The 23318-nt window shown below is 66.4% G+C and carries 23 protein-coding genes; 3 read left to right on the top strand and 20 right to left on the bottom strand.

Annotated features, from left to right (window positions below):
- Positions 1-43 precede the first annotated feature (43 nt).
- Positions 44-1372, top strand: a complete 1329-nt coding sequence (locus tag FFS09_RS27340; RefSeq protein ID WP_023093276.1) for a class I SAM-dependent methyltransferase — start codon at positions 44-46, stop codon at positions 1370-1372.
- A 106-nt stretch (positions 1373-1478) separates the two neighbouring features.
- Positions 1479-3908, top strand: a complete 2430-nt coding sequence (locus FFS09_RS27335; RefSeq protein ID WP_137922065.1) for a phosphoketolase family protein — start codon at positions 1479-1481, stop codon at positions 3906-3908.
- A gap of 161 nt (positions 3909-4069) precedes the next feature.
- On the opposite strand, the gene FFS09_RS27330 is transcribed toward FFS09_RS27335, so the two are convergent.
- The 20 genes from FFS09_RS27330 to FFS09_RS30765 all read right to left on the bottom strand — a co-directional run bounded on the left by FFS09_RS27330 (position 4070) and on the right by FFS09_RS30765 (position 22620).
- The gene (locus tag FFS09_RS27330; RefSeq protein ID WP_137922064.1) at positions 4070-5332 is read right to left on the bottom strand and encodes an MgtC/SapB family protein; all 1263 of its coding nucleotides are present in this window, start codon (positions 5330-5332) and stop codon (positions 4070-4072) included.
- Entirely contained in the window at positions 5329-6384 is a 1056-nt protein-coding gene (locus tag FFS09_RS27325; protein WP_062798557.1) for a type II glyceraldehyde-3-phosphate dehydrogenase, read from the bottom strand. The genes FFS09_RS27330 and FFS09_RS27325 overlap by 4 nt, the downstream gene beginning before the upstream one ends.
- 27 nt (positions 6385-6411) lie before the next feature.
- Entirely contained in the window at positions 6412-7944 is a 1533-nt protein-coding gene (locus FFS09_RS27320; protein ID WP_171020221.1) for an ABC1 kinase family protein, read from the bottom strand.
- 86 nt (positions 7945-8030) lie between these two features.
- Complete coding sequence (locus FFS09_RS27315; protein WP_137922062.1) at positions 8031-9062, bottom strand: hydroxyacid dehydrogenase; 1032 nt, start codon at positions 9060-9062, stop codon at positions 8031-8033.
- Complete coding sequence (locus FFS09_RS27310) at positions 9059-9313, bottom strand: methyltransferase type 11 (protein ID WP_137922061.1); 255 nt, start codon at positions 9311-9313, stop codon at positions 9059-9061. Before FFS09_RS27310 ends, FFS09_RS27315 begins: the two co-directional genes overlap by 4 nt.
- Positions 9310-9954, bottom strand: coding sequence for a DUF6629 family protein (locus FFS09_RS27305; RefSeq protein ID WP_137922060.1), 645 nt, complete (start codon positions 9952-9954; stop codon positions 9310-9312). The genes FFS09_RS27310 and FFS09_RS27305 overlap by 4 nt, the downstream gene beginning before the upstream one ends.
- Before the next feature lie 53 nt (positions 9955-10007).
- Positions 10008-10907: a ribose-phosphate pyrophosphokinase gene (locus tag FFS09_RS27300; protein ID WP_023093280.1), complete on the bottom strand. Its 900-nt coding sequence runs from the start codon at positions 10905-10907 to the stop codon at positions 10008-10010.
- Complete coding sequence (locus FFS09_RS27295; RefSeq protein ID WP_137922059.1) at positions 10904-12463, bottom strand: thymidine phosphorylase family protein; 1560 nt, start codon at positions 12461-12463, stop codon at positions 10904-10906. The genes FFS09_RS27300 and FFS09_RS27295 overlap by 4 nt, the downstream gene beginning before the upstream one ends.
- Positions 12460-13821, bottom strand: coding sequence for an MBL fold metallo-hydrolase (locus FFS09_RS27290; protein WP_137922058.1), 1362 nt, complete (start codon positions 13819-13821; stop codon positions 12460-12462). Before FFS09_RS27290 ends, FFS09_RS27295 begins: the two co-directional genes overlap by 4 nt.
- Positions 13822-13846: 25 nt before the next feature.
- A complete protein-coding gene (locus FFS09_RS27285) occupies positions 13847-14344 on the bottom strand; it encodes a TPM domain-containing protein (RefSeq protein ID WP_137922057.1) in 498 nt (165 codons plus the stop codon).
- A 1-nt stretch (position 14345) separates the two neighbouring features.
- Positions 14346-15251, bottom strand: coding sequence for a TPM domain-containing protein (locus FFS09_RS27280; protein WP_137922056.1), 906 nt, complete (start codon positions 15249-15251; stop codon positions 14346-14348).
- Between the two features lies 1 nt (position 15252).
- Entirely contained in the window at positions 15253-15864 is a 612-nt protein-coding gene (locus FFS09_RS27275) for a LemA family protein (protein ID WP_023087277.1), read from the bottom strand.
- On the bottom strand, positions 15861-17186 hold the full coding sequence (locus FFS09_RS27270; RefSeq protein ID WP_137922055.1) for an MFS transporter: 1326 nt from the start codon (positions 17184-17186) through the stop codon (positions 15861-15863). The genes FFS09_RS27275 and FFS09_RS27270 overlap by 4 nt, the downstream gene beginning before the upstream one ends.
- Positions 17187-17199: 13 nt before the next feature.
- Positions 17200-19665: a heavy metal translocating P-type ATPase gene (locus FFS09_RS27265; RefSeq protein ID WP_023098532.1), complete on the bottom strand. Its 2466-nt coding sequence runs from the start codon at positions 19663-19665 to the stop codon at positions 17200-17202.
- Between the two features lie 32 nt (positions 19666-19697).
- Entirely contained in the window at positions 19698-20561 is an 864-nt protein-coding gene (gene ppk2 / locus FFS09_RS27260; RefSeq protein ID WP_023087280.1) for a polyphosphate kinase 2, read from the bottom strand.
- Between the two features lie 10 nt (positions 20562-20571).
- Complete coding sequence (locus tag FFS09_RS30770; protein ID WP_010791738.1) at positions 20572-20730, bottom strand: hypothetical protein; 159 nt, start codon at positions 20728-20730, stop codon at positions 20572-20574.
- A gap of 1 nt (position 20731) precedes the next feature.
- The gene (locus FFS09_RS27255) at positions 20732-21382 is read right to left on the bottom strand and encodes a methyltransferase family protein (protein WP_137922054.1); all 651 of its coding nucleotides are present in this window, start codon (positions 21380-21382) and stop codon (positions 20732-20734) included.
- On the bottom strand, positions 21379-21618 hold the full coding sequence (locus tag FFS09_RS27250) for a DUF2933 domain-containing protein (protein WP_003090237.1): 240 nt from the start codon (positions 21616-21618) through the stop codon (positions 21379-21381). The genes FFS09_RS27255 and FFS09_RS27250 overlap by 4 nt, the downstream gene beginning before the upstream one ends.
- 11 nt (positions 21619-21629) lie before the next feature.
- Positions 21630-22031 (bottom strand): hypothetical protein, encoded by a 402-nt coding sequence (locus tag FFS09_RS27245; protein WP_137922053.1) that lies wholly within the window; start codon positions 22029-22031, stop codon positions 21630-21632.
- A gap of 154 nt (positions 22032-22185) precedes the next feature.
- Entirely contained in the window at positions 22186-22620 is a 435-nt protein-coding gene (locus FFS09_RS30765; protein WP_079279895.1) for a hypothetical protein, read from the bottom strand.
- A gap of 143 nt (positions 22621-22763) precedes the next feature.
- On the opposite strand from FFS09_RS30765, the gene FFS09_RS27235 reads away from it, so the two are divergent.
- Positions 22764-23186, top strand: coding sequence for a MerR family transcriptional regulator (locus FFS09_RS27235; RefSeq protein ID WP_003090234.1), 423 nt, complete (start codon positions 22764-22766; stop codon positions 23184-23186).
- Positions 23187-23318: the final 132 nt, after the last annotated feature.

The following is a 23318-nucleotide window of genomic DNA, read 5'->3' as shown; positions in this document are numbered from 1 at the left end:
ACTTCGCAGCATCCGCTGCACACGAGCGAGCGAGGCGCCCCCGATGAGCCACCTCACGACACGGGATCGAACCGTATCGCCCGACGGATATGCCGCCGCGCTACGGATCTTGCGCCGGCTGCTGGCCGGCATCGAGCGCCCGCCGGCGTTGCGTCTGGGCGATATGCTCTTGCACGAGCTCGAATCGCACCCGGAATACACCCTGATCATCCGTGACCCGGGCCTGCTGCGTCGCTTGGTCCTGCGCCCGGATCCGCTGCTGCTGGCGGAAGCCTATTTCCGCGGCACCATCGACATTGAGGGAGACCTGTACACCGCGCTCGGGCTCAAGGCGCATTTCGAGAAGTTTTCGCTCTCTTGGCGCGACAAACTGGCCCTGTTGCGCGACGCACTGCTGCTGCGCGTGTCCGACCAGGACGGGTTGAAGCCCTCGCGGAGTCTGGCCTCGCGCGTCGCACGTCGCTTCTCCCATCGCCATTCGCGTCAAACCGATCAGGCCGCGATCTCCTTTCACTACGATGTGTCCAACGCGTTCTATGGACTCTGGCTCGATGCCGAGAGGGTCTACTCATGTGGCTATTTCAAGGCGACGGATGACACGCTGGACCAGGCTCAGTGCAACAAGCTGGAGCACATCTGCCGCAAGCTGCGTCTGCAGCGAGGCGAACGCCTGCTCGACATCGGCTGCGGCTGGGGCGCGCTCGTATGCTGGGCGGCAAGAGAACATGGCGTCCGTGCGCACGGCATCACGCTCAGCCAACAGCAACTCGAATACGCGCGCGAGCGCATCCGCTCGGAGGGCCTGCAGGATCTCGTCACCGTTGAACTGCGCGACTACCGTGACCTCGAAGGCACGGCCGTTTTCGACAAGGTGTCAAGCATTGGCATGTTCGAGCACGTGGGACTCGCGAACCTACCGGCCTACTACGCGGTGGTCCAGCGGGTTTTGCGGCCAGGAGGACTCTTCCTCAACCATGGGATCACCCATGACGAGGAGGGCTGGAGCCGAACCGTCGCGACCGAGTTCATCAACCGCTACGTCTTCCCCGACGGCGAATTGGACTGCGTCAGCAATATCCAGCTAGGGATGGAGCGCTCCGGCTTCGAGATCCATGACGTCGAAGGTCTTCGACCCCACTACGCGCTGACCTTGCGTCATTGGGTCCAGCGGCTCGAAGCGCGCCGGGAGGAGGCCTTGCGGGAGGTCGATGAGGTGACCTTCCGCATCTGGCGCTTGTACATGGCGGCGTGTGCACTGGAATTCGAGGCCGGGGGGACTGGGATCTACCAGATCGTCGCGTCCAAACGCGACGGCGGAAGCTGGCCCGTGCCCTTGACCCGCTCTGATCTTTATGGAGAACACCAGCCATGAACGCTAGATGGCCGTGCCGCTGGCGCGCGAAAGACGATCGCAGACGCCAGCCTTCCCAATCTCGCCGTCGCGCTTACCTGCGTGCCGGCTCTCAAGGACTTTCCACATGAACCACGAGCTTCCCTGGGTCGCCGAGCGCGTCCGCGTGTTCCGCGAGTCTGATCCCGAGTTCGCCCGCTGGGCGCGCGGCCACGGCCCCATCACCCACAACGATCTCACGCAACTGCGAGTCCACGATCTCGCACAGGTGCTGGTTGCCGAAGGCAAGGCGAGCGACACAACCGCGGTGTATCGCACGCTGTGGGCGGCGGACCGCCTGGCCGTGGCAGGCATGTGGTTGACGGTTCACATGACCTATGCCGACCGGGTCTATCCCGATGGCCGGGGGATGAGAGCCGAGGATTTCAAGGAGACGCCGGAGGGGCATACCGGTGGGTCGCTGAACATCGTGCCGGCCTATGTCGGCTACCTGGCCGCGAACGCGCTCAGTGGGTTGACGCGTGGCTGGTTGATGGGCCAGGGCCATTGCGTCGCGGGCATCGATGCCTGCAACCTGCTGGTGGGCAACATGACGCCGCGCCACGCCGAGAGATACGACCGCAGCGAAAGCGGCCTCACGCGCTTTGCCCGGGATTTCTATAGCTACGCGATCGACGCACAGGGGCGTCCCGCCTCGCCGCTGGGCAGCCACGTCGGCCCGAATACGGCAGGCGGTCTGTCCGAGGGCGGCTATCTCGGCTTTGCCGAACTGCAGTACGTGCACATGCCCTTGCCCGGCGAGCGGCTGGTGGTGTTCCTCAGCGACGGCGCTTTCGAGGAGCAGCGTGGCAGTGACTGGGCGCCGCGCTGGTGGCGGGCAGAAGACAGCGGCTTCGTGGCTCCGTTCATGATCCTCAACGGTCGCCGCATCGAACAGCGCAGCACCATGCAGCAGCAGGGGGGCCGAGAATGGTTCCACCAGCATCTGCGGCTGAACGGCTTCGACCCGATGGAGATCGACGGCACCGACCCCGCCGCGTTCGCCTGGGCCGTTCACGCGATGGAGGAGCGGTTGTCGGCCTGCGCGGCTGGAGTTTCGCAGGGCACCGTTCAGTACCCGGTACCCCTCCACTACACCATCGCCGAAGCGCCCAAGGGATTCGGCTTCCCCGGTGCTGGAACCAATGCCGCGCACAACCTGCCGCTGGAGGGGAACCCCCGGGTCGACCAGATAGCGCTTCAGCAGTTCAACGAGGGTGCTCGCGCTCTCTTCGTGCCGTCGCACGAACTCGACGAAGCGGTGGCACTACTGTGCCGGCACGAAGTGCAGCATCGTCCCCTGGAGCGGGACCATGCCCTGGCGCACCGCCAGGTGGCGGCCCCCAGACTTCCGGTTCCGCAGTGGCATGTTGCGGGCCAGGGCGAGGTCTCGCCAATGGCGGCACTCGACGGAGCCTTCGCGGCCCTCGTCCAAGCCAACCCACAGCTGCGTCCGCGGGTGGGCAATCCGGACGAGCTGCGCAGCAACCGCATGGGCCAGACATTGGACCTGCTCAAACACCGCGTCTTCACGCCCGAACCGGGCCTGGCGGAGGCCGTCGATGGCGCCGTGATCACGGCGCTCAACGAAGAAGCGGTGGTCAGCGCGGCGCTGGGCAACAAGGGCGGCATCAACTTGGTCGTCTCTTACGAGGCATTTGCCGTCAAGATGCTGGGCGCGCTGCGCCAGGAAATCCTGTTCGCGCGACATCAGGCGCAGGCAGGCACACCACCCGGATGGCTGTCGGTGGTCACGGTTGCGACGTCCCACACCTGGGAGAACGGCAAGAACGAGCAGTCGCACCAGGATCCGACGCTGGCCGAAGCGCTGTTGGGCGAAATGTCCGACACCTCGCGCGTGTTGTTCCCGGTCGATGCCAACAGTGCCGTTGCGGCGCTGCGCGCGGCCTACGCCTCGCATGGCCAGTTCTGGACGCTGGTCGTTCCCAAGCGGGCCGTCGCCAGCCAGTTGAGTGCCGAGCAGGCCGAACGCTTGGTCGATCAGGGTGGTTGGGTGGTGAAGCCCTGCGACGCCCCCGACGTGTTGCTGGTTGCCATCGGCGCATACCAGCTACAGCAGGCCCTGCTTGCGGCGCGGCGCCTCGAAGCCGCTGGACATCGGACCGCAGTGACCTGCGTCATCGAGCCGGGCCGCTTCAGAGCACCCCGCGACGAACGCGAGCAGGACTTTGTGGCCGGCGACCAGGCCTTGCGCGCCCTGTTCCCGGAGACTGCCGCCGTGCGCGTCATCGTCTCGCACATGCGACCCGAGCCGACGCTGGGCCTGATGCGTCGGATCGATACAGGGGCGCGGCAGACCCGTGCCTTGGGCTACCAGGCGCGCGGCGGGACACTCGATGTGGCCGGCATGCTGTTCGCGAACCGTTGCACTTGGGCGCACGTGGCGGCCGAGGCGGCTCAAGGGCTCGGTGTCGATCCGGTGAGCTTGCTGAGCGTCGAGGAGTTGGCGGCCGTGCAGGGGCATGGCGACCCGCGCGTGGTGATGGCCCCGGCTTGAACCCCTTTCGGTCACATGGCGCGACCGGATTTATCGGCGGTCTGCAGCGACAGACCGCCCTGCCGCGGGTCGCCGTCTTGTGGAATGGGTGTGGTCGGATGTCGCGGCGGCCCATGCTGGAGTCGCAAGACCGCCATTGTCCCGTTGCCCCTGGCATTCCGTCAGGTCAGGGCCAAGGCGACTGCGAAGCCAACCGCAGCCATTGCCGCATACGACGGGAACACTCTCCACGCAAGCGATTTTCCGTCCAACGACGTTAACAGGACAAGTTTGGTGGCTTGATTGACGGACGCCGCGATGAACAACGCCAGGGTGGCCGATGCGGCGGTGACGGCGCCTTCGTCTACCAGACGGCCAATCGAGAGCGTGATCGCATCGACGTCCACAAGACCCGAGGCGGCGGCGGTGAGCATGACTCCGGCATCCCCGAAGCGATCGGCAAGAAAGCGGCCTGCCAGCATCACCGTGGCCAAGAACGCCGCGAACTGTAGCGCGGAGCGCAGTTGCAACGGGTTTCCAAGTTGCAGTTCGGGCAAGTCTTCGGCTGACGACCGCGCCGCCAGGAACGTCCCCACAACACCGCCAACTGCGGCCATGGCCACAAAGATGACCACCGGGCCCCAGCCGATGCCGGGGGCCGCGATGGCGACGAGGGCCGCCATGCGGGCAAACATGGCTGCGCACGCGAGCGCCGCACCCGCCGCTGCCAGTGGACGCCACCCTGGCGTCTGCCCGGCCCACCGAGCCAACGTGGCCGTGGTGGCGGTGCTCGACACGATTCCCCCGAGCAGCGCTGTGAATACTAGCCCTCGCTTCCTGCCGAGCGAGCGCATCAGGACGAACCCAGTGAACGACAGCACAGCCAGCAGGACAACGGCCCACCAAAGGCGATAGGGATTCAGCGCCTCATAGGGGCCAAAGCCACGGTCAGGGAGCACCGGCAGCACGACCACGCTGATCAACAGCAACTGCGTGCCGCTGCTGATCTCCGCCTCCGACAGCTTGCCGACGCCGGCATGCAAGAACTGCTTGAAACGCAGCAGTGCCAGTACGACCACGGCGGCAGCCGCCGAGACTTGCCAAGCGCCGCTGGTCGCCAGCGCCCCGATGGCGAATGTCGCAAGGGCGGCGACGGATGTGGTCAGTCCCATCACGGCATGCATATGCGCCGTCACCAGGTAACCGACCGCCAGATACACCCCGACGAGTACCAGCAGCGCGATGAGCATGCCGGCTCCCCAGCGCTGGGCCATCAGCCCACCAAGACCGCCGAGCAGGCCGATCAGCGCGAAGGTGCGAACGCCCGCGACCCGATGCCCCTCGGGCCGCTCACGTTGCTGCCAACCCCGTTCCAGGCCGATCAGAAGTCCCGAAGCGAGTGCCAGCGCGAGCCCGACCAGCGCGGGATCATCGAATTCACTCATCGTCGCACCTGGACGCGGTCTCGGATGAAATCACGCTGCAGTCCCAGCGAAGCATCGGTCCGCGCCATCGACGTCTGGGGATCGGTCTCGATGCCGCTCAAGGCGCGAATGGCATCGATGGTTTCGGGGATCACGATCGCCTGGTTGAAGACCTGGTAGGTGTAGTACACCTGATCGCCATCGACCGAAAGGACGTCCTCCCACAAGGCGACCTCCCACAGGTCGCCGCGCGGTCGGCCGAGATCGGCCATGAGTTCCACCGTGCTGTTGAGGGCCACGAGACCATCCGAGGATCGCACGAACGCGATCCGTGGCGCAGCGCGAAAGGCCGCCAGCACCTCGTCGCGCGTGGCCGGCCTCGTCAGTTCGACCCACCAGGTGTGCAGGTGGCTGCTGTTGTGCGGTGCCTTGACCGCGATCGTGACGACGTCCAGGTCCGGGATCACAGTGCGCGCGTCCGGTCCCTGATGGCTGGGGATCGTCTTCTCCGGCAAGAGCGTGTTGATGATGCCCTCCGCATGCGCCTCCCACGGGTCGGAAGCCCGGCGGATCAGCGTCCCGCGGGCTCGCTTGAGCAGGCCCGCTGTCCGAAGCGCCCCCAGGGTGCGCACGATCGACGTCGTGTTGCAGGACACCACCCGGGTGGAGGTGCGGCCGATCGCGGTTGCGTAGTTCTCCTGCGCGACGAACGAATGACCGGTCAACGCGTGGGACTCGCCGCCATGGAAGATGGACTTCACACCGGCAGCGTCGTACGCCCTCTTGTTGACCGCGGCGACTTTCTTGGGTGTGCAATCGACCACGACGTCCGCGTTGGCGAGCAGGTCGGCCAGATCGCCCGCGACGGGAAGCCCCGCAGCACGCATCGATTGTGCGGCTTCAGCGGTCGCCGCGTAAATCGGGAAAGCGCGCTGCGCGGCCACCTGCAGGCGATAGTCGTGCACCACATCCGCGACGCCGGCTAGCGCCATGTCCTCCTGGAGTGCGACCGCATCCGCCACCCGCTTGCCGATCACACCGTATCCGTTCACCGCCACTCTGACCTTGTTCATGCCTGACTCCTTGCTTGATGAGGCGCCTCAGCCGCGGCTGCGCGCGATGGAAAACGTGAACCGGATCGCCAGCGCATAGCCCAGCAGCGCGAGTACCGGCATGTCGCCCCAGCGCGGGCCCACGCCGTGCTGCATCAACAAGCTCGATGCGATGTACAGGCCGAGCGTCACGAGCGCCAGCGCGACGCGACGGCCGAGGCGGTCGATCCCGCTCAGCATCCTGGCATCCGGCTTGATCGACAGTTGCAGCAGGTCACCCTGCCGCAAGACGCTGTGCAGACGCCGGGCCAGCAGGGAGGGCAGGGCGTGGGCCGCGTTCCCCAGTTCATAGGGCAGACGCTGCGATGCCGCAGACTTGGGCTCGTCGAAGACGCCCGTGGTCGTGTGGCGAGAGATGGCTTCGATGATGGAAAACTCGGGTGCCAGCAGGCGCACCGTCCCTTCGAGCAACAACAGGGTACGCGTGAGCACGAGGTGGTCCCTGGGCAGCCGGACTTCCTGGGTCCGGCCCGCCGCCACGAGCTGCGCGAGAGCACCTGAGAGCGACCAGTCCTTCAGCGGCCTCTGTGCGCAGTCTGCGACCAGGGCACGCACGACAGGCACGAACACGGCCCGATCGGTGCCGTCGCCGAGCAGACCCAGGTCGAGCCAGGCATCGACCACCCATTCGGCATCCTGCTCGACGAAGGCCAGGGCGAACGCCACCAGCGCCCGCCGCATGTTGCCGTCGACCCGGCCCACGATGCCGAAGTCGTGCAGGCATATGCGGCCATCGTCCATCACGAAGACGTTGCCGGGATGGGGGTCGCCGTGGAAGAAGCCATCGCGGAAGATCTGGGCGACGTAGCTGTCCACGAGTTTGCCCGCGGCCGCCACCGCGGTGGGCGAAGGCAGACCGTGCAGGTGAGCTCCGTGGCTGAACTGCTGGACCATGACGGTCGGCGTGCACAGGCCGTCCACCACGTCGGGGATCACGATGTCGGCAGAGCCGCGCCAGGCGTCGGCGAAACGTCGCACGGAAGCTGCCTCGCGCGACAAATCCATCTCGTAGCGGAAGTTGGCCGCAACCTCGTCCACGATGGCTGCCAGCCCCCAGCGACGCAGCGAGGGCACGAGCCCCTGCATGACCAGGACGATTCGGCGCAGGATGCGCATGTCGGTCTCGGCTTGCTCGGCCGCGCCAGGGCGGCGGATCTTCACCACCACTTCCGTCCCGTCCGGCAGGGCTGCACGATGAATCTGGGCGATCGAGGCCGCGGCGAGCGCGTGCATGTCGAAGCGTGCGAAGACCTGCTGCCATGGGCGGCCGAGCGCCGCCTCGACCTCCTGGACCGCCTGCTCGGGAGGAAACGGCGCCACATTGGCCTGCAGGCTGGCCAGAGCCTCTTGCGCATCGGGCGCCAGAATGTCAGCCCGCAGGCTGAGATGCTGGCCCAGCTTCACGAAGGTCGTGCCCAATCGCTGCAGCACTTCGGCGAAGCGGTCGGCCGCCCGGTGGGTATCGCAGCGCATCAGGCCCCGGTGCCAGGCCACCCAGAGCAGGAACCCGCTCAGGGCCATAGCGATCTGCGTGGCCCGGCGCAGCGCCGAGCGTTGCGTTGGGCGGCCCGCAAGACGCACGGTGGAAACGGGGCGGTTCGGTCGCGTCATGGCTCATCCAACCTGTTGCGCAGGCGGCCCGCATGCCAGGCTGCGATGTTCGAGATGGTCTCGTCGAGGATGCGCGCGATCGCCTCCGACGTATTGAACCCGACATGCGGTGTCACGAGCACACGCGGATGCGTCAGCAGTGGGCTGGATGCCGACCAGCCGGTATCGCAACCCAGTCCGCCGCAGCCCGTGGGCACTTCGGGAGACAGATCCCCTTCCTGTTCCAGCACGTCCAGACCTGCTGCGGCGACGGTACCTGCCTCCAGTGCGTGCAGCAGGGCGGCCTCGTCGATGAGCGCACCCCGTGCCGTGTTGATCAGTACCATGCCCGGTTTCATGCGCGCGAAGGCCTGGCCATCGAGAAGGTGGTGCGTGGCCTGCGTGGCCGGAACATGAAGGCTCAGAACATCGCTGCTTTGCAGGATCTGCTCCCACGTCACCACGCGGACGCCGGCGATGGGTGCTGCCGTGATGTCGAGCGATGGGGCGAGGGCCGGGTCGTAAGCGAGAACTTCCATGCCGAACCCCAGGGCGATACGGGCCACGTGGCGCCCGATCCGGCCCAGCCCGACGATGCCCAGCGTCTTTCCTTCCAGCTCGAAGCCGGTGAGGCCGCGGTAAGCGAAAGAACCTTGGCGCGCCCGCTCGTGGGCTTGTGTCAGATGGCGAGCCACGCCCAGCAGCAGCGCGAAGGCATGTTCGGCGACGCTGGCAGACCCATAGTCCGGCACGTGGCACACGGCAATGCCGCGTCGGCGGCAAGCCTGCAGGTCGATGTGATCGAAGCCCGCGGAGCGCGTTGCCACGAGCCGCACGCGCGGCAGCAACCGGAGCACCGATTCGTCAACGCGCGTGCGCACGAAGACGCACAGCACCTCGGTGTCTTCATCGCCGACATCGGATACCACCAGGCGTTCGTTCTGGACGAAGTGCGCGTGCCAGTGGGTCGGAAGCCGTTGCTGCAGCGCGGCCTGGTCCGCCGGTGCGATGTCGGAGAACAGAACGGACAGACGGCTTTGTGCGGTCATGAGCCCTCCTCGATTACCCGGTGCAGGGACAGGATGTAGAACGCGGCGATGAAGTGGCCGGTCTTGGTGCCTTGCGCGAGTCCCGCTTGCGCGAATACCGTCGGCAGCCGGCCGGCGACCGCATCGCGCATGGTCTCGAATCCGTCGAGCAACTGAACCGTGAAGAACGCCGCGCGGCGCATCGGGCCCTGCGTGGGGCCGCAGTCCGCGTAGGCCAGTGCGGGCTTGAATCTGGCCGGAGGATTCGTCATGGCACGGCCAGCCTCGCTCGGGGCTCACGGAACTGCCACAGCACGATGAAGCTGAGCACAGCGGCAAAGAAGCACCACACCGAGATGAACCAGGTTGCATAGAACATGTAGGCGGCGATTGCGGAGACAAAGGCGGCCACCCCAAAAGCCGCCACGCGCCGGTGGCTGGAAACCATCAGGCTTGCGCAGGTGCCGATCAGATACAGGGCCATCGTGGTCATCACGTAGAAGTGCGGAGAGTCGTAGAGGATGTGCTGGCCGACCACGCGGGCCGTGATGGGCAGCTTCACCAGCATCGCCAGCAGGTACAGACCGACGAGCGCGCCCGCGACTGCAATGGCCACCAGAACCCGACGGCGCCAACGGACGCTCTCCAGCGCCAGCGCAGCCAGCGGGACGTAGATCGGCCACAGGACGTGCGAGAAGAACGAGTAGAGATGCGTCAGCGCCACGTTCAGCAAGGGCGCGCGGTCGGGGAACGTCAGCCACAGCATGCCTTCGAGCAGTTGCTGGACCCCGAACAGCAGCGGGATGGCGGCATACGGCAGTTCGCGCCGTGAGCCGGCCCGGCGCACGGTGACGGTCCCCAGGCCCAGCAGAACCGCTGCGGCCGTGAAACTGGCGGGTGCGGAAAAGCACATGGGCAGTCATCTCCCCTCGATCGTGAGCGTCATGGCGAGCGCGGCGCAGCGGCTCATGGCGCGCCGGCTTCCATCAGTTCCTGCACCGCTGTCGCCAGCGGTGCCACCACGCTGATGCCGTTGGAAACATGCGGCACAGTGTCGCAGGTCACCACCCGCTGGGGCCCTGCCGCAAGAAGTGCGTGGTACGCGTCGGCGGCGAACAGGGCGTGCACCCCGATGCACACCGGTGGCGGCAATCCCACGCTGCGCACACTGGCGATTGCCTGGATCATCGTGCGCGCGCTGGACACGATGTCATCGATGAGCACGGGCTCGCGGTCTGCCAGGGCCGCGGTGTCGGGAAGGCTGACCTCCACGTCCTTGTCGCCCCGGCGGATCTTCTGCAACACCGTGAACGGCGCGCCAGCCAAGCGCGCGACTTCCTGGACCCATTGCTCGCTTTCCGCATCGGGTCCGATCAACACGGGACGGTCCACATGGGCTGCGACCCAGGCCGCGATGGCGGGCGCGGACTGGACCACACGGGTCGGCACCCGGTAGACCTCGCCGAGCGAGCGGTAGCGGTGCAGATGGGGATCGACGGTGACGATACCGTCGAACACCGTCGACACCAGCGCAGCGAACGTGCGGGACGTGATGGCTTCGCCCGTGTTGAAGCGCCGGTCCTGACGCAGGTACGCCAGGTACGGGGCAGCCAGCAACACGCGGGTGGCGCCGAGGTCGCGCGCTGCGTCCGCGGCGAACAACAAGGGCAGCGCCTTGGCGTCCGGCTGTGCCAGGCTGGCCACGATCACGACGGTGCGGCCGGTGACGTCGGCGTCCAGCCGCACCAGCGACTCGCCGTCCGGGAACCGGTGCAGTTGCAGGGCAGCCCGCTGCGCGCCCAACGCCCGGATCAGTCCATCGGCGAAGTCTTCGTCGCCCGGCAGGTGAAAAACGAGAGGTTTCATAGGTTCTCCGAAATCTGGAAGATCGGTGGGCGCGAGCGGACGAACTGCAGCGCATAGGCCAGCTCGCCCGGCGCCTGGGCGTGCAGCGTGAAGAGCGGCTGTCCCGCTTCGACTTGGTCGCCCAGGCGCGCATGCACGTCGATGCCGGCGGCAGCGGCGGTCGGTGCTCCGGCGAGCTTGGCCGCCCGCGCGAGCAGCCGGTTGTCGATTCGGGAGACCCGTCCCGTGGACGGCGATGCGACGGTGTGCCGATGCGTTGCCACCGGGATGCTGCGCAGGCCGCCCTGCTCAGCGCAGATCGCCTGGAACGTGGCCCAGGCGCGGCCGTCGGCCAGCACCTGCGTGGCGAGCGTCAGGCCGCCGCCGGCGGGCGCTGCACCGCCCATTTCGAGGATGTCCGCCGCCAGCCGCAACGCTCGCTCCCGCAGGTCGGCCGGGGCCTCGGGCGTCCCTTGCAGGACGGCCAGCACGTCGCGGGCCTCCAGTGCCGGGCCGATCCCGCGGCCGACCGGCTGCTCACCATCGGTGACGCGCAAGGCCACGTGCAGGCCGATGGCGCTGCCCACCTCCTGCAGGCGCCGACCGAGCGCCGCCGCGGCCTGCGCGCTGCGCACTTTGGCGGTGGCACCCACGGGCAGGTCGATCAGCACATGGGTCGAGCCCGCGGCGGCCTTCTTGGACAGGACCGAGGCGACGAGCTGGCCCTCGCTGTCCAGGTCCAGCGGCCGCTCGACGCGGATGAGGATGTCGTCGGCGGGGCTGAGCCGTACCGAGCCGCCCCAGACGATGCAGCCGCCCGTGCGTTCGACCACGCGCCGCATGCTCGGCACATCCAGGTTCACCGGCGCCAGCACCTCCATCGTGTCGGCCGTCCCGGCCGGCGAGGTGATGGCGCGCGAGGAAGTCTTGGGCATCGTGAGGCCGCAGGCGGCCACGATGGGCACCACGAGCAGGGTCGTGCGGTTGCCGGGCAGGCCGCCGACGCAATGCTTGTCCACCACCAGCGGGCGCCCCCAATCGATGCGGTCACCGACGCCAATCATGGCTTTCGTGAGCGAGACGGTCTCCGCGAGGTCCAGGCGATCGCCGGCGCAGGCGGTGATGAAGGTGGCCAGATGCAGGTCCGAGTAATGGCCCGCCGCGACGTCGGAGATGATGGCGCTGAACTCGGCATCGCCCAGGGCATTGCCGTAGACCTTGGCCCGGACATGGCTGAGCGAATCCAGCGGCGGTGCATGGGTCACCGTGACCAGCTGGCCCGGCTGCGCCCCCAGCGACGCCCATGCCGATTCGGACAGGCCAGCGACGTTCTCGGCCAGCCAATCCCCATCGACGACGCTGAGCGTCGCCACGATGCTGCGGCGGCCGGCCGTCAGCTGCACGCGCGCCTGGGTCGTGAAACCCTCCGACCGGCAGACAGGGCAGTCGCGCCGCATGTAGACCACCGGCTCCTGATGGGTGTCGATGCCGGTGCGCCACGCCTGCAGCGTGTTCACGCCATCCTCTCCGGTGCCGGTGCCGGTGCCGGTGCCGGTCTCGTGCAGGTGCGCCGTCATACCAGATCCACCATCTGCAGGTACTCGGGCACGGCAACCGACCAGCCCAGTTCATGGTCGATCCGCGCGCGCAGCGCATCGGCCGCCTCCGGCTCGCCGTGGGTCACGAAGGTTCGGCGCGGTGTTTGCGTGAAGCCGCGCATCCACGCGAGGATCTCGTCGGCATCGGCGTGGGCGGAAAGGTTGTCGAGCGAGGCCACCTCGGCGCCGATCGGCACGTCCTGGCCATGGATGCGGACGGTGGACGCGCCGTGCACGATCGCGGCGCCACGGGTGCCGCCCGCCTGGTAGCCGGCGAACAGGATGGTGTTGCGATGGTCGGGCGCGAATGACTTGAGGTGGTGCACCACGCGGCCTCCCGTGGCCATGCCACTGGCGGAGATGATGACCATCGGTCCACGACCGGCGCTGAGCGCCTTGGACTCCTCGACCTTGTTGACGATCTTCGCGGCATGGCACATGCCCTCGCATTCCTCGGGCGAGAGCCGGTGCTCGTCGCGATGGGCGTGGTACAGCCGTGTGGCATCGATGGCCATCGGGCTGTCCAGGTACACGGGCAGGTGCTGGTGGATGCGCCCTTGCTTCTTGAGTTGGTAGATGCCGTACATCAGGCTCTGCGCTCGGCCGACAGCGAACGCTGGGATGACCACGACCCCTCCACGGGCGGCCGTCTTGTTGATGACAGTCTCCAGCTGCGCCAGTGCGTCGGACGCTTCATGCTTGCGGTTGCCGTAGGTGGATTCCACCAGCAGGTAGTCGGCGCCGGGGACCTGCACCGGCGGGCGCAGCACCGGGTCGTTAGGCCGGCCGATGTCGCCGGAGAAGAGCACGGATCGCCGGCCATCGTTGAGGTGCACGAAGGCCGAGCCGAGCATGTGCCCGGAAGGCGTCAACCGCGCGGTGAGTCCGGGCAGCGCCTCGAAGTCCTGAGAGAACGGACGTGGCGCGAACAGCTTCAGGCAGCGCTCGGCGTCCTCACGGGTGTACAGCGGCAGCGCGGGCTGGTGTTTGGAGAAACCGTGCCGGTTGGCGAACTTCGCCTCTTCCTCCTGCAGATGGCCGCTGTCGGTGAGCAGGATCTTGCACAGCTCGTGCGTCGCGGACGTGCAGTAAACCCGGCCGCGAAAGCCTTGTCGCGCCAGCAGTGGCAGGTAGCCGCTGTGGTCGATGTGGGCGTGGGTGAGCACGACCGCGTCGACGGTCTTGGGCGCGACCGGCAGCGGCTCCCAGTTGCGCAGGCGCAGCTGCTTGAATCCCTGGAACAGGCCGCAGTCCACCAGAATGGTCGCGTCGCCATGGCGCAGCAGGTATTTGGAACCGGTCACGGTGCCGGTGGCACCCAGAAACTGAAGTTGCATGGTAGGTCTCCAAGGATGTTGTCGTTCAAAGAAGGACCGGCCGATCCGGCAACTCGTTGCCGTGGTCCGCGCCCCGCGGAAAATGCTGCGCCAGCAGGTGGCTGACGGCCACGATGCCTTCCAGGGCTCCGGCCTCGAAGCGTCCCTGCGCAAACTGGGCTTCCATGCGCTGGCACACAGCCGACCACCTTTCGGCACCGCAACAGGCATGGATGCCGCGATCGGCCACGATCTCCACGGCCCGGTCGGCCAGCAGCACGTAGATCAGGACGCCGCTGTTGCGCGCCGTATCCCACACACCCAGGCGTGCGAACAGGTCCAGCGCCCGCTCGCCCGGCGATTGGTTGCGCCACAGTGGCGATCCGTCCAGCGCACCCTCGACCACGAAGCGCAGCTGGCCCCCATGCTGGAACTCTCCCGTGCGGATGGCCTGCTCGATCGCATCCAGCGCGCACGGGGGGAAGGCGCGGCGGACTGCGCGATCCGTGGTCGCAAGGTGGCGAAGAAGTCGTTGCATGTTCATCTCACCACCGTCCTGACGCGCCGCCGCCACCGAAGCCGCCGCCGCCGCCGCGGAATCCACCGCCACCACCGCCCAATCCTCCGCCCGGCCAGCCGCCTCCCCGGTGGCGCCCGTGCATGCCGCCGTGGCCACCCATGCCGATGCCCAGCAGCGTGACGAGGAATCCCGCCAGTCCAGCCACCGCGGCCACCGCGAAGGTGCCCACCAACAGCCACGCAGCGGCACCCAGCACGCCAGCCGTGACCAGGGAGCCTGGAAGGCGGCCGAGGGCGTTGCGTAGCACTCCGCCCAGCATCAGGGCCGCGACGAACAGGAAGGGCCAGGCCTGCCCGATGTCGTTGGTCTGCCCCTGCCGCCGTGGGTCCGCCGCAGGCAGGGCCTCGCCATCGATCACCCGCATGATCTGTTCGGCGCCTGCGGCGATGCCGCCGTCGAAATCGCCCTGGCGCAGGCGCGGCGTGATCACCTCGTCGATGATTCGCCGCGATACCACGTCGCTCAGCGCACCCTCGATGCCGTATCCGACTTCGATGCGCACGGTGCGGTCGTCCTTGGCCACCAGGAGCAACGCGCCGTCGTCCACCTTGCGACGGCCGAGCTTCCATTGCTCTACCACCCGCAGGGCGTACTGCTCGACGGGTTCGGGCCGCGTCGAGCGGACCATCAGCACGGCGATCTGCACGCCCTTGCGTTGCTCGAAGGCCCGAAGCTGCGCATCCAGCGCGGCGACACGATCGGCGGCGAGCGTTCCCGTGAGATCGGTGACGCGCGCCTGCAGCGGGGGAACGGCGACCAACTCCTGCGCGGACGCGACCGAAAGGAACAGGCTCAGCAGCAGCCAGGCCAGAGCGGGGGCCAGCCGAAGAGGGGCCGCCGGAGAGAGCACTGCTGTTCTGGGCGTTCTCATGTCAGGGGCGCGCCGCCGGCGCCGAGGCGCCGAAATCGACCTGTGGCGGCGCCGCCATGGCCTTCTCGTCGGCGACCGAGAAATTGGGCTTGACGTCGTAGCTGAACAGCTTGGCCGTGATGTTGGTCGGGAAGCTGCGCGTGAGCACGTTGTAATCCTGCACCGCCTTCACGTAGCGCCCACGCGCCACGGTGATGCGGTTCTCCGTGCCCTCAAGTTGGGCACGCAGGTCTTGAAAAGCCTGGTTCGCCTTGAGTTGCGGGTAGTTCTCGCTCACCACCAGCAGCCGGCTCAGCGCGCCGGACAGTTCGCCCTGTGCCGCCTGGAACTTCTGGAACGCCTCGGGGTTGTTGACGAGTTCCGGCGTGGCCTGGATCGAGGTCGCCTTCGCGCGGGCCTCGACCACCCGGGTCAGCGTCTCCTGCTCGAAGTTGGTCTCGCCCTTGACGGTCGCGACGATGTTGGGGATCAGGTCGGCGCGCCGCTGGTACTGGTTCAGCACCTCGGACCAGGCGGACTTGGTCTGCTCGTCCAGCCGCTGGAAGTCGTTGTAGCCGCATCCGCTCAGCGACAGGGCAAGCGCTGCGAGCAGGGACATCAGGATCAGTCTCATGGTTCGGTTTCCGTGGAAGTGAGAAAAGTGCGGGACGGTGAAGCGCTCACCAGGACGGGGTTGGCTGGCCACCAATGCCGCGGAATGAGCAGCAGCGCGAGGGTGGCGGCCAGTGGAATCGACAGCCACGCAAAGGTGCTCTGCATCACAGCGCCGAATAGCCATCCGGTGGCGGCCGATCCCAGTGTTTGTCCGAGGCCGGCTGCCGCGGCGAGCCCTCCCATCGCGATACCGAGCCGCCGCGCCGAGGTGCCGGCAGCGAGGTAGGCCAGGGTGGGGAGCACGAGACCCGTGCCCGCAGCCGTGAAACTCACGCCGACGTACAGCCACATCTCGCTGCCATGGCGGGCCAGCATCAGGAGCCCGGCGATGCCCAGGACCATGCCGCAGGCCAGTACGCGGCGTGGGTCGGCGCGCTCCAGCAGGCCGGTGAAGAACAGCACCGCGTTGACGCCCAGCATCACCAGACTGCACTCGGCGAACATCAACGACACCTCTCGGGAGGAGAGATCGGGGTGGCGCTGGCCCTGCAGCACGATGCCGAGTTCAAAGCCGGCAAGCACGAACATGACCACACCGTTGAGAATCCAGAGCGCCAGGGAGCGGCTCCGGGGTGCTCCGTCGTGATCGGCTGCGTCCGCCTCTCCAAGGGAGGAAGGTGCGGGAAGCGTTGCGGCCAGGCCCAGCATCATCAGCGCGCCGAGCGCGGCCGAGAGTGCGATCACGAGCGTGGTCGATGAGCCCTGTACCAGCACGCTCAAGAAGCCCAGGCCGACAAGCCGTTCTGCAGCGGCGTTCAGGCCGGGGCCGAACAGGAACCCGAGCAGCGACATCGCACCCAGCCATGCAAAGCGCCTGGCGCGAATCGATTCTGGGGTGTACTGCGCGACGAGCGCCGGCACCACCGGCACGACCGCGGCCACAAAAAAGCCCGTCGCGCCGCGCAGCGCATAGATGCCGACCACGCCCAGGGCCTCGGGGCGCAGCAGCGGGAGCAGGCTGGCCACGTAGCCGATCAGGCCCACCAGCAACACGCGGGCACGCCCCAGCCTGTCCGCCAGCATGCCCCACAGGGGCGCACCCAGCAGGATGCCCGCCGTGTAGATGCCGCTGAGGTAGCCGACATGGCGCGCAAGCGCCGCAGGATCCGCGTCGCCCATCAAGGGCCGCAGCCAGTCGGGGATCAAGGGCATCAGTGCCCCATATCCGGCCGAGACGACGAATACGGCCGCAGCGAGCCAACCCAGCTGCGCGACGCCGAGGTCTTGCTGGCGGGTGGGCCCGGATTCGCGCGGTGATCGCATGGCGCGGCTCTCTACCATGGTGGCCCGCCGCTCAGGCTGACGCGGCCGCTGGGACACTGGCACGCGACGTCACGCGCTTGATCCCCGGCAGGCGCGTGCGCTTGAGCATCAGCGCATTGATCGCGACGATCGCGGAACTGCCCGACATGGACAATGCGGCGACCTCGGGCGACAAGGTGAACGGATACAGCACCCCGGCCGCCAGCGGGAAGGCGATCACGTTGTAGGCCACGGCCCACCAGAGGTTCTGGTGCATCTTGCGCAGCGTCGCCCGGGACAGTTCGATGGCCCCGACCACGTCGTAGGGGTCACTCTTCATCAACACCACCTGGGCGCTTTCCATCGCAACGTCCGTCCCCGCGCCAATCGCAAAGCCCACGTCGGCCTGCGTCAGCGCCGGAGCGTCGTTGATGCCGTCGCCGACCATGCCGACCTTGTGACCCTGCTGCTGCAGTTCCTTGATCTTGGAAGCCTTCTGCCCGGGCAACACATCCGCAAGCACGATGTCGATACCCAGTTCCTTGCCGATGCGCTCGGCGGTCGCCTGGTTGTCCCCGGTCAGCATCGCGACCTTCACGCCGCGTGCCTGCAGCTTGGCGATCGTCTCGCGCGAGGTCGGCCGCACGGCATCGGCGATCGCGATGAGGCCGATCAGCCGGCCACCGCGCGCGACGTGGACCACAGTGCGCCCCCCGCCTTGCAGCCGCGCCGCCTCGCTGGCAAGGGGGGCCAGATCCACCTGTTCCGACTGCATCAGCAGCCGGTTGCCCAGGAGCACCGTCTCGCCCCCGATAGTGGCCCGTGCGCCTTGCCCATCGATGTTGGTGAAGTTCTCGGTGACCTCCGTCGGCATGTCTCCCGCACGCTTGAGCACTGCGAGCGCGAGGGGGTGCTCGGAGAACTTCTCCACCGCCGCGGCCGTCGCCAGAAGCCGCGTCTCCTCGACACCGGGCGCGGCCACCATCTCGACGACATCGGGCTGCCCCAGTGTCAAGGTGCCGGTCTTGTCGAACACCACGACCGTCAACTTGGTGGCGTTCTCCAATGCGGCCGCATTCTTGAAGAGAATGCCGTTCATTGCGCCCAGCCCGGTCCCGACCATGATGGCCATCGGGGTGGCCAGCCCCAGCGCATCAGGGCATGCGATCACGAACACGGTGATGGTCAAGGTGAGTGCGAACAGCAATGTCTGTCCCATCACCCAGTACCAGACGCTGAAGGTCAGCAGGCCAATCACGATCGCCGCCAGCACCAGCCACTGGGATGCGTGGTCGGCCAGCAGCTGGCCGGGGGCCTTCGAGTTCTGGGCCTCCTGGACCAGCTTGACGATCTGCGCCAAGGCCGTGTCCGCGCCGACCTTCGTGGCCTTGTAGCGAAAGCTCCCGCTCTTGTTGATGCTGGCGCCTACGACGGTGCTGCCCACGCCCTTCTTGACCGGCATGGACTCGCCCGTCAGCATCGACTCGTCCACTTGCGACGCGCCCTCGACGATCTCGCCATCCACCGGGATCTTGTCGCCGGGCTTGATCACGACCAGTTCCCCGGCTGCAACCTCGGCGGTCGGTACCTTGGTCTCCACCCCGTTGCGCACGACCGTGGCCATGGGCGGGGCGAGATCCATCAACGCGCGAATCGCGTCGGATGCGCCCGCGCGGGCGCGCATCTCCAGCCAGTGCCCCAGCAGGATGAAGACCAGCAGCACCGATGCCGCTTCATAGAACACCTCACCCTCGTAGAAGAAGGTCGCGCCGATGCTGAACAGGTAGCCGGTGCCCACCGACAGCACGACCAACGTGGCCATGTTGGCGACGCCGTTGCGCAGCGCGCGCCACGCCGCCACGTAGAAAGGCCAACCTGGATAGATGATCGCGGCACTCGCGAGGAAGAAAAGAAAGAGCTTGTCGTCCAGCCCGAACGGCGTCTGGAAGTCGCCGAACATCTTCCCCATCGGGGAATAGAAGAACACGGGAATGGCGAAGACCAGGGCCACGAAGAAGCGATTGCGCATGTCCCGGGCCATGTCCTGCATCGAGCCCGACCCGTGGCCCATGTCGTGCATCATGTCGGCCATCGCAGGGTCGCCTGCGTGGGCCTGGTGCGCAGCATGGGCGGCGGGCGTCGTGGCCGCAGCCTTCGCGCGTGCGGCCGTGGCGGGGGCATGCGCGTGGTGCCCCTCATGCCCCATCTCTTGCGCCTGACGTGCGGGTGCGCCGTGATGGCCGTGCACCGCATGGCTGGGGTCGGCAGAGACGCCAGCGGCGGGCGCGCACACGTGCTTGGGCGTCTGCTCGCCACGGCAGTGATAGCCGCATTCGGCGATGCGCTGGCGCAGATCCTCGACACTGAGTTGTCCCTCATCGAGATGGACCGTTGCGCTTCCCGCAACATAGTTGACATCTGCATGATGGACGCCGGGAAGCTGCAGCAGCTTGCGGCGTACTCCCTCCGCGCTCAGGCTCGATACGAGCCCTCCGACTTCAACGTTGATCGACTTCATGGATGTTCTTCCTGTTCGCTGTGTACGTGGTCTCAACGAGCGAGTCGGCCCGAGTCCAGGCAGTCCTGCGAGAACTCGAAGACGATCTCCCGGTCGGGAGCGATGACCTTGTGCTTCTTGCCGGCGTAGTGCAGCCGGGAGAGGATGTCTCTGATCAGGTTGAGCCTCGCCAACCGTTTGTTGTCGCCGTGCACGACAGACCAGGGCGCTGCGGCCGTATGGGTGCGCATGAACATCTCGTCGCGCGCCCGTGTATAGCCGTCCCAGTGCTTCAGCGCGACGGCATCCACCGGGCTCGACTTCCACTGTTTGAGGGGATCACGGCGGCGTTCCCCGAGCCGGCGGCTCTGCTCCTTCTTGCCGATGTCGAGGTAATACTTCAGCAGCTTGATGCCGGAGTTGACCAGCATCTCCTCGAACTTGGGCACTGAGTTCATGAATTCCTCGTGCTCCTCGGCGGTACAGAAGCCCATCACCGGTTCCACGCCCGCACGGTTGTACCAACTGCGGTTGAACACCACGAGCTCTTCGCCAACCGGCAGGTGCGGGACGTAGCGCTGGAAGTACCAGCCCGTGCGATCCCGGTCGGAGGGCTTTCCTAGCGCGACGACCCGTGTTTCCCGAGGACTCAGGTGTTCGACCAGCCGCTTGATACTGCCGTCCTTGCCTGCGCCGTCCCTTCCCTCCAAGAGGATCAGGATACGGTCGTTGCATTTGATGAAATGCCGCTGCAGTTTCACCAGTTCGATCTGCAGCATGTGCAACTGTGCTTCGTAGTCCTCGCGGCCGATCGAGCGTGTCGCTGTCTCGTCGCGCGCTGAGCCGTGGGCAGTGCCGGTGCCGTCCACATCGGCCTTGTGCTTGGCGCCTTTGGCACCCTTCTTGTTCTTTGCCATGGGTTCTCCGTTAGGTCTGGTCGCAGGCGATCAGCATTGCGTGTGTCGACGCCCGGCGGGGCGCGGCGCTCATGTCCGCATCCGAGCGGGAGCCGCAGCCATCGCCTTGTCCGTAGGCTGCAGCCAGGTACGGTCGATTGATGCGCTGACGCCAGCGGGTCTTCTTCATGTCAGCCTCGCTGGCGCGTGTCCGAAAGGGAGGGAAGGAAGCGCGGCGTGCGCGCGGCATAGGCGTCGAACTCGGCGCCGAACTGCTTGCGCATGTCCTTCTCCTCGTTGACTGCCAGCCTCGAATACATCACGACGAGGATGGGGAACATCAGCAGCGTCAACAGCGTCGGCCACTGCAGCAGAAAGCCGAAAAGGATCGCCACGAAGGCCACATACTGCGGGTGCCGAATCCTGGCGTATGGGCCGCTCACGGCAAGTTGGGCGTGCCGTTGCGCGTGGTAGAGCACCGTCCAGGCGCTCGACAGAAGCCAGAAGCCGCCCCCGATGAAGATGTAGCTTGCGATATGAAGCGGGCTGAAGTGAGGGTCGCCGCTCTCGCCCAGCAGGGTCGACCAGAGATGGCCGCTGTTGTGCGACAGCAAGTCCAGACTAGGATACTTGGTCTGAAGCCAGCCGGACAGCACGTACAGCGTCAGCGGAAAGCCGTACATCTCGACGAACAAGGCAACAATGAACGCTGCGAATGTCCCGAAGGTTCTCCAGTCGCGCGAGGTCTGCGGTTTGAAGAAGCTGAAGGCGAACATGATGAAGACCGCCGAGTTCACGAGGACGAGCAGCCAAAGCCCATAAGCGGGCGCATCGTGGTTCATTTGCGCTCTCCCGGGTACGGTGGATTCGCCTTGCTACCGTCGCCTGGTACGGCATGGCGATGCATCAGCACATGAGCGATGACGCAAGTCGCCAGGAGGACCAGTGGCAGCGCGGCCAGGTAGTGCCCGCGGTGTTCCGTCAGCAGCATGTAGATGCTCACGGCCAGGAAGACCAGAAAGCCCAGGAACCATCGCGAGCGCGAAAACCTTGGACCGGTGCGGTGAGAAGTTGTCATGGTCGTCCTCCTCACTTCGCCGGCTCAGGCATCCGGTCCATTATCATCTGCATCATGGATTGGCACATGTCCATGCGCATTTCGAGCATTTGCTGCCGCTCAGCTGTCGGCGCCGACTCGGCTCCATCCTTCATTGCGCCCATCATCGCCATGCCAGCCCGCATGGCCTGCATGTGTTCGGCCATGAGCGCCTTGCGCTGCGCAGGCGTCTTCGCAGCCACCATCCGTTCGTGCATGGCCTGCATCGACTTCAGTTGCGCATCCATGCCCTCGGTGGTCGGCGCCCTTGGCGTCTCGGCCGCGGTCGGACTCGCACCTGCGGGGTGATGGGCCTGATGGTTGTCCTGCGCGAACGCAGACAAGGTGACCAGTGCGGCGCCAACGATGGCCGCGATCGAATGCGTGAATTTCATTTCTCTCTCCTTTAGCCGCGGGTGCCTGCCATTGGGGCGAAACCGATGTCGCCGCAAGCGGACAAAGCCCTATGAAAACTCCGTAGTCGGGTACAGAGTCAAGGCTTATGAGTTGTGCGCCGGGTGTGACCGACACGGCAACTCAAAGGAGGCGCTACAGCGCGAGACGCTCGAACAGCAGCCACGACGGCCGCTTGGGAGGTGGTCGCTGGTGACCCCTCGATGGGATGGCTCGCAGAGCCAACGTCGGAGCCAGCAGCTGGTCTCCATAGGCGGGAGGCGCCAAACCGACGAGGTCGAACGCGAAGGTTGGTGCTTTCTGAATGGCGGACTGGTTGACGTCGCCGCAGAGCTTCAGGCACGGGGCCTTCGACGGGTCGTGGGAACCTTCTTCGTGCTCACCATGGAGGCCTTCATGATTTCCATGCCCGGACGATGGGACATGCTCATATCCGACAGCATGCCGATGTTGCTGCGGAGACTCCAGAAGGCAGGCATTGGCCACCCCGGCCCCGAGCGCAAACAGCCATACCCCGAGCACCATCCACGCGATGGCGCGAATCCTGCGGTGGTTGAGAAGTGTGCGCATGTGCGGCCTATTGACCCATTGACACCTGTGATCCTATTCCCAACTGAGCTGCGGGAAATTGATTTGGATCAAATGGAGGCAAGGGTCAACTACGCGGTACTGCGTTATTCTGTGTTGCTCGTGAATAGACAGTGGATCGCTCGATGAACGAAGGTTTGGGTGATTGGATGACGGTTGGCAGGCTGGCGAAGGTCGCTGGCGTCGGCGTGGAGACAATCCGCTACTACCAGGGACGCGGCCTGTTGCCGATCCCGAAGAACGCCGGCAGCTTCCGGCGCTACCCCGCTTCGATGATCCAGCGGATCGGCTTCATCAAGCGCGCTCAGAGCCTTGGGTTCTCGCTGGACGAGGTGAAGTCGCTCTTGGATCTGGAGGATGGGCGGAATCGCCGGGCTATTCAGACGGTGACACGGCGGCGCCTTGACCAGATCGATGAGAAGGTCGGCGACCTTCAGCGCATGCGAGGCGCTCTGAGAGACATGCTGGAGAGGTGCGAAGACACGGGAGAGGCGCTTCCTTGCCCTATCATTGCTGCGCTCATGGGGCCTTTGAATACGTCCGAATGATTGCGCGCTTTGAGGAACAGACGAGACCCAAGGAAAGCGAACGAGGCCTGTCGCACTTCGTTGGTCATGGTCGTGCGGACTGTTCGCTGCACAAAAATGCCGAATGAATTTTCAGCAATCTCACGGCCGACT

The organism is Hydrogenophaga sp. 2FB, assembly GCF_005503365.1.
GTDB lineage: Bacteria > Pseudomonadota > Gammaproteobacteria > Burkholderiales > Burkholderiaceae_C > Hydrogenophaga.
This window is presented reverse-complemented; position numbering and strand designations above follow the sequence as displayed.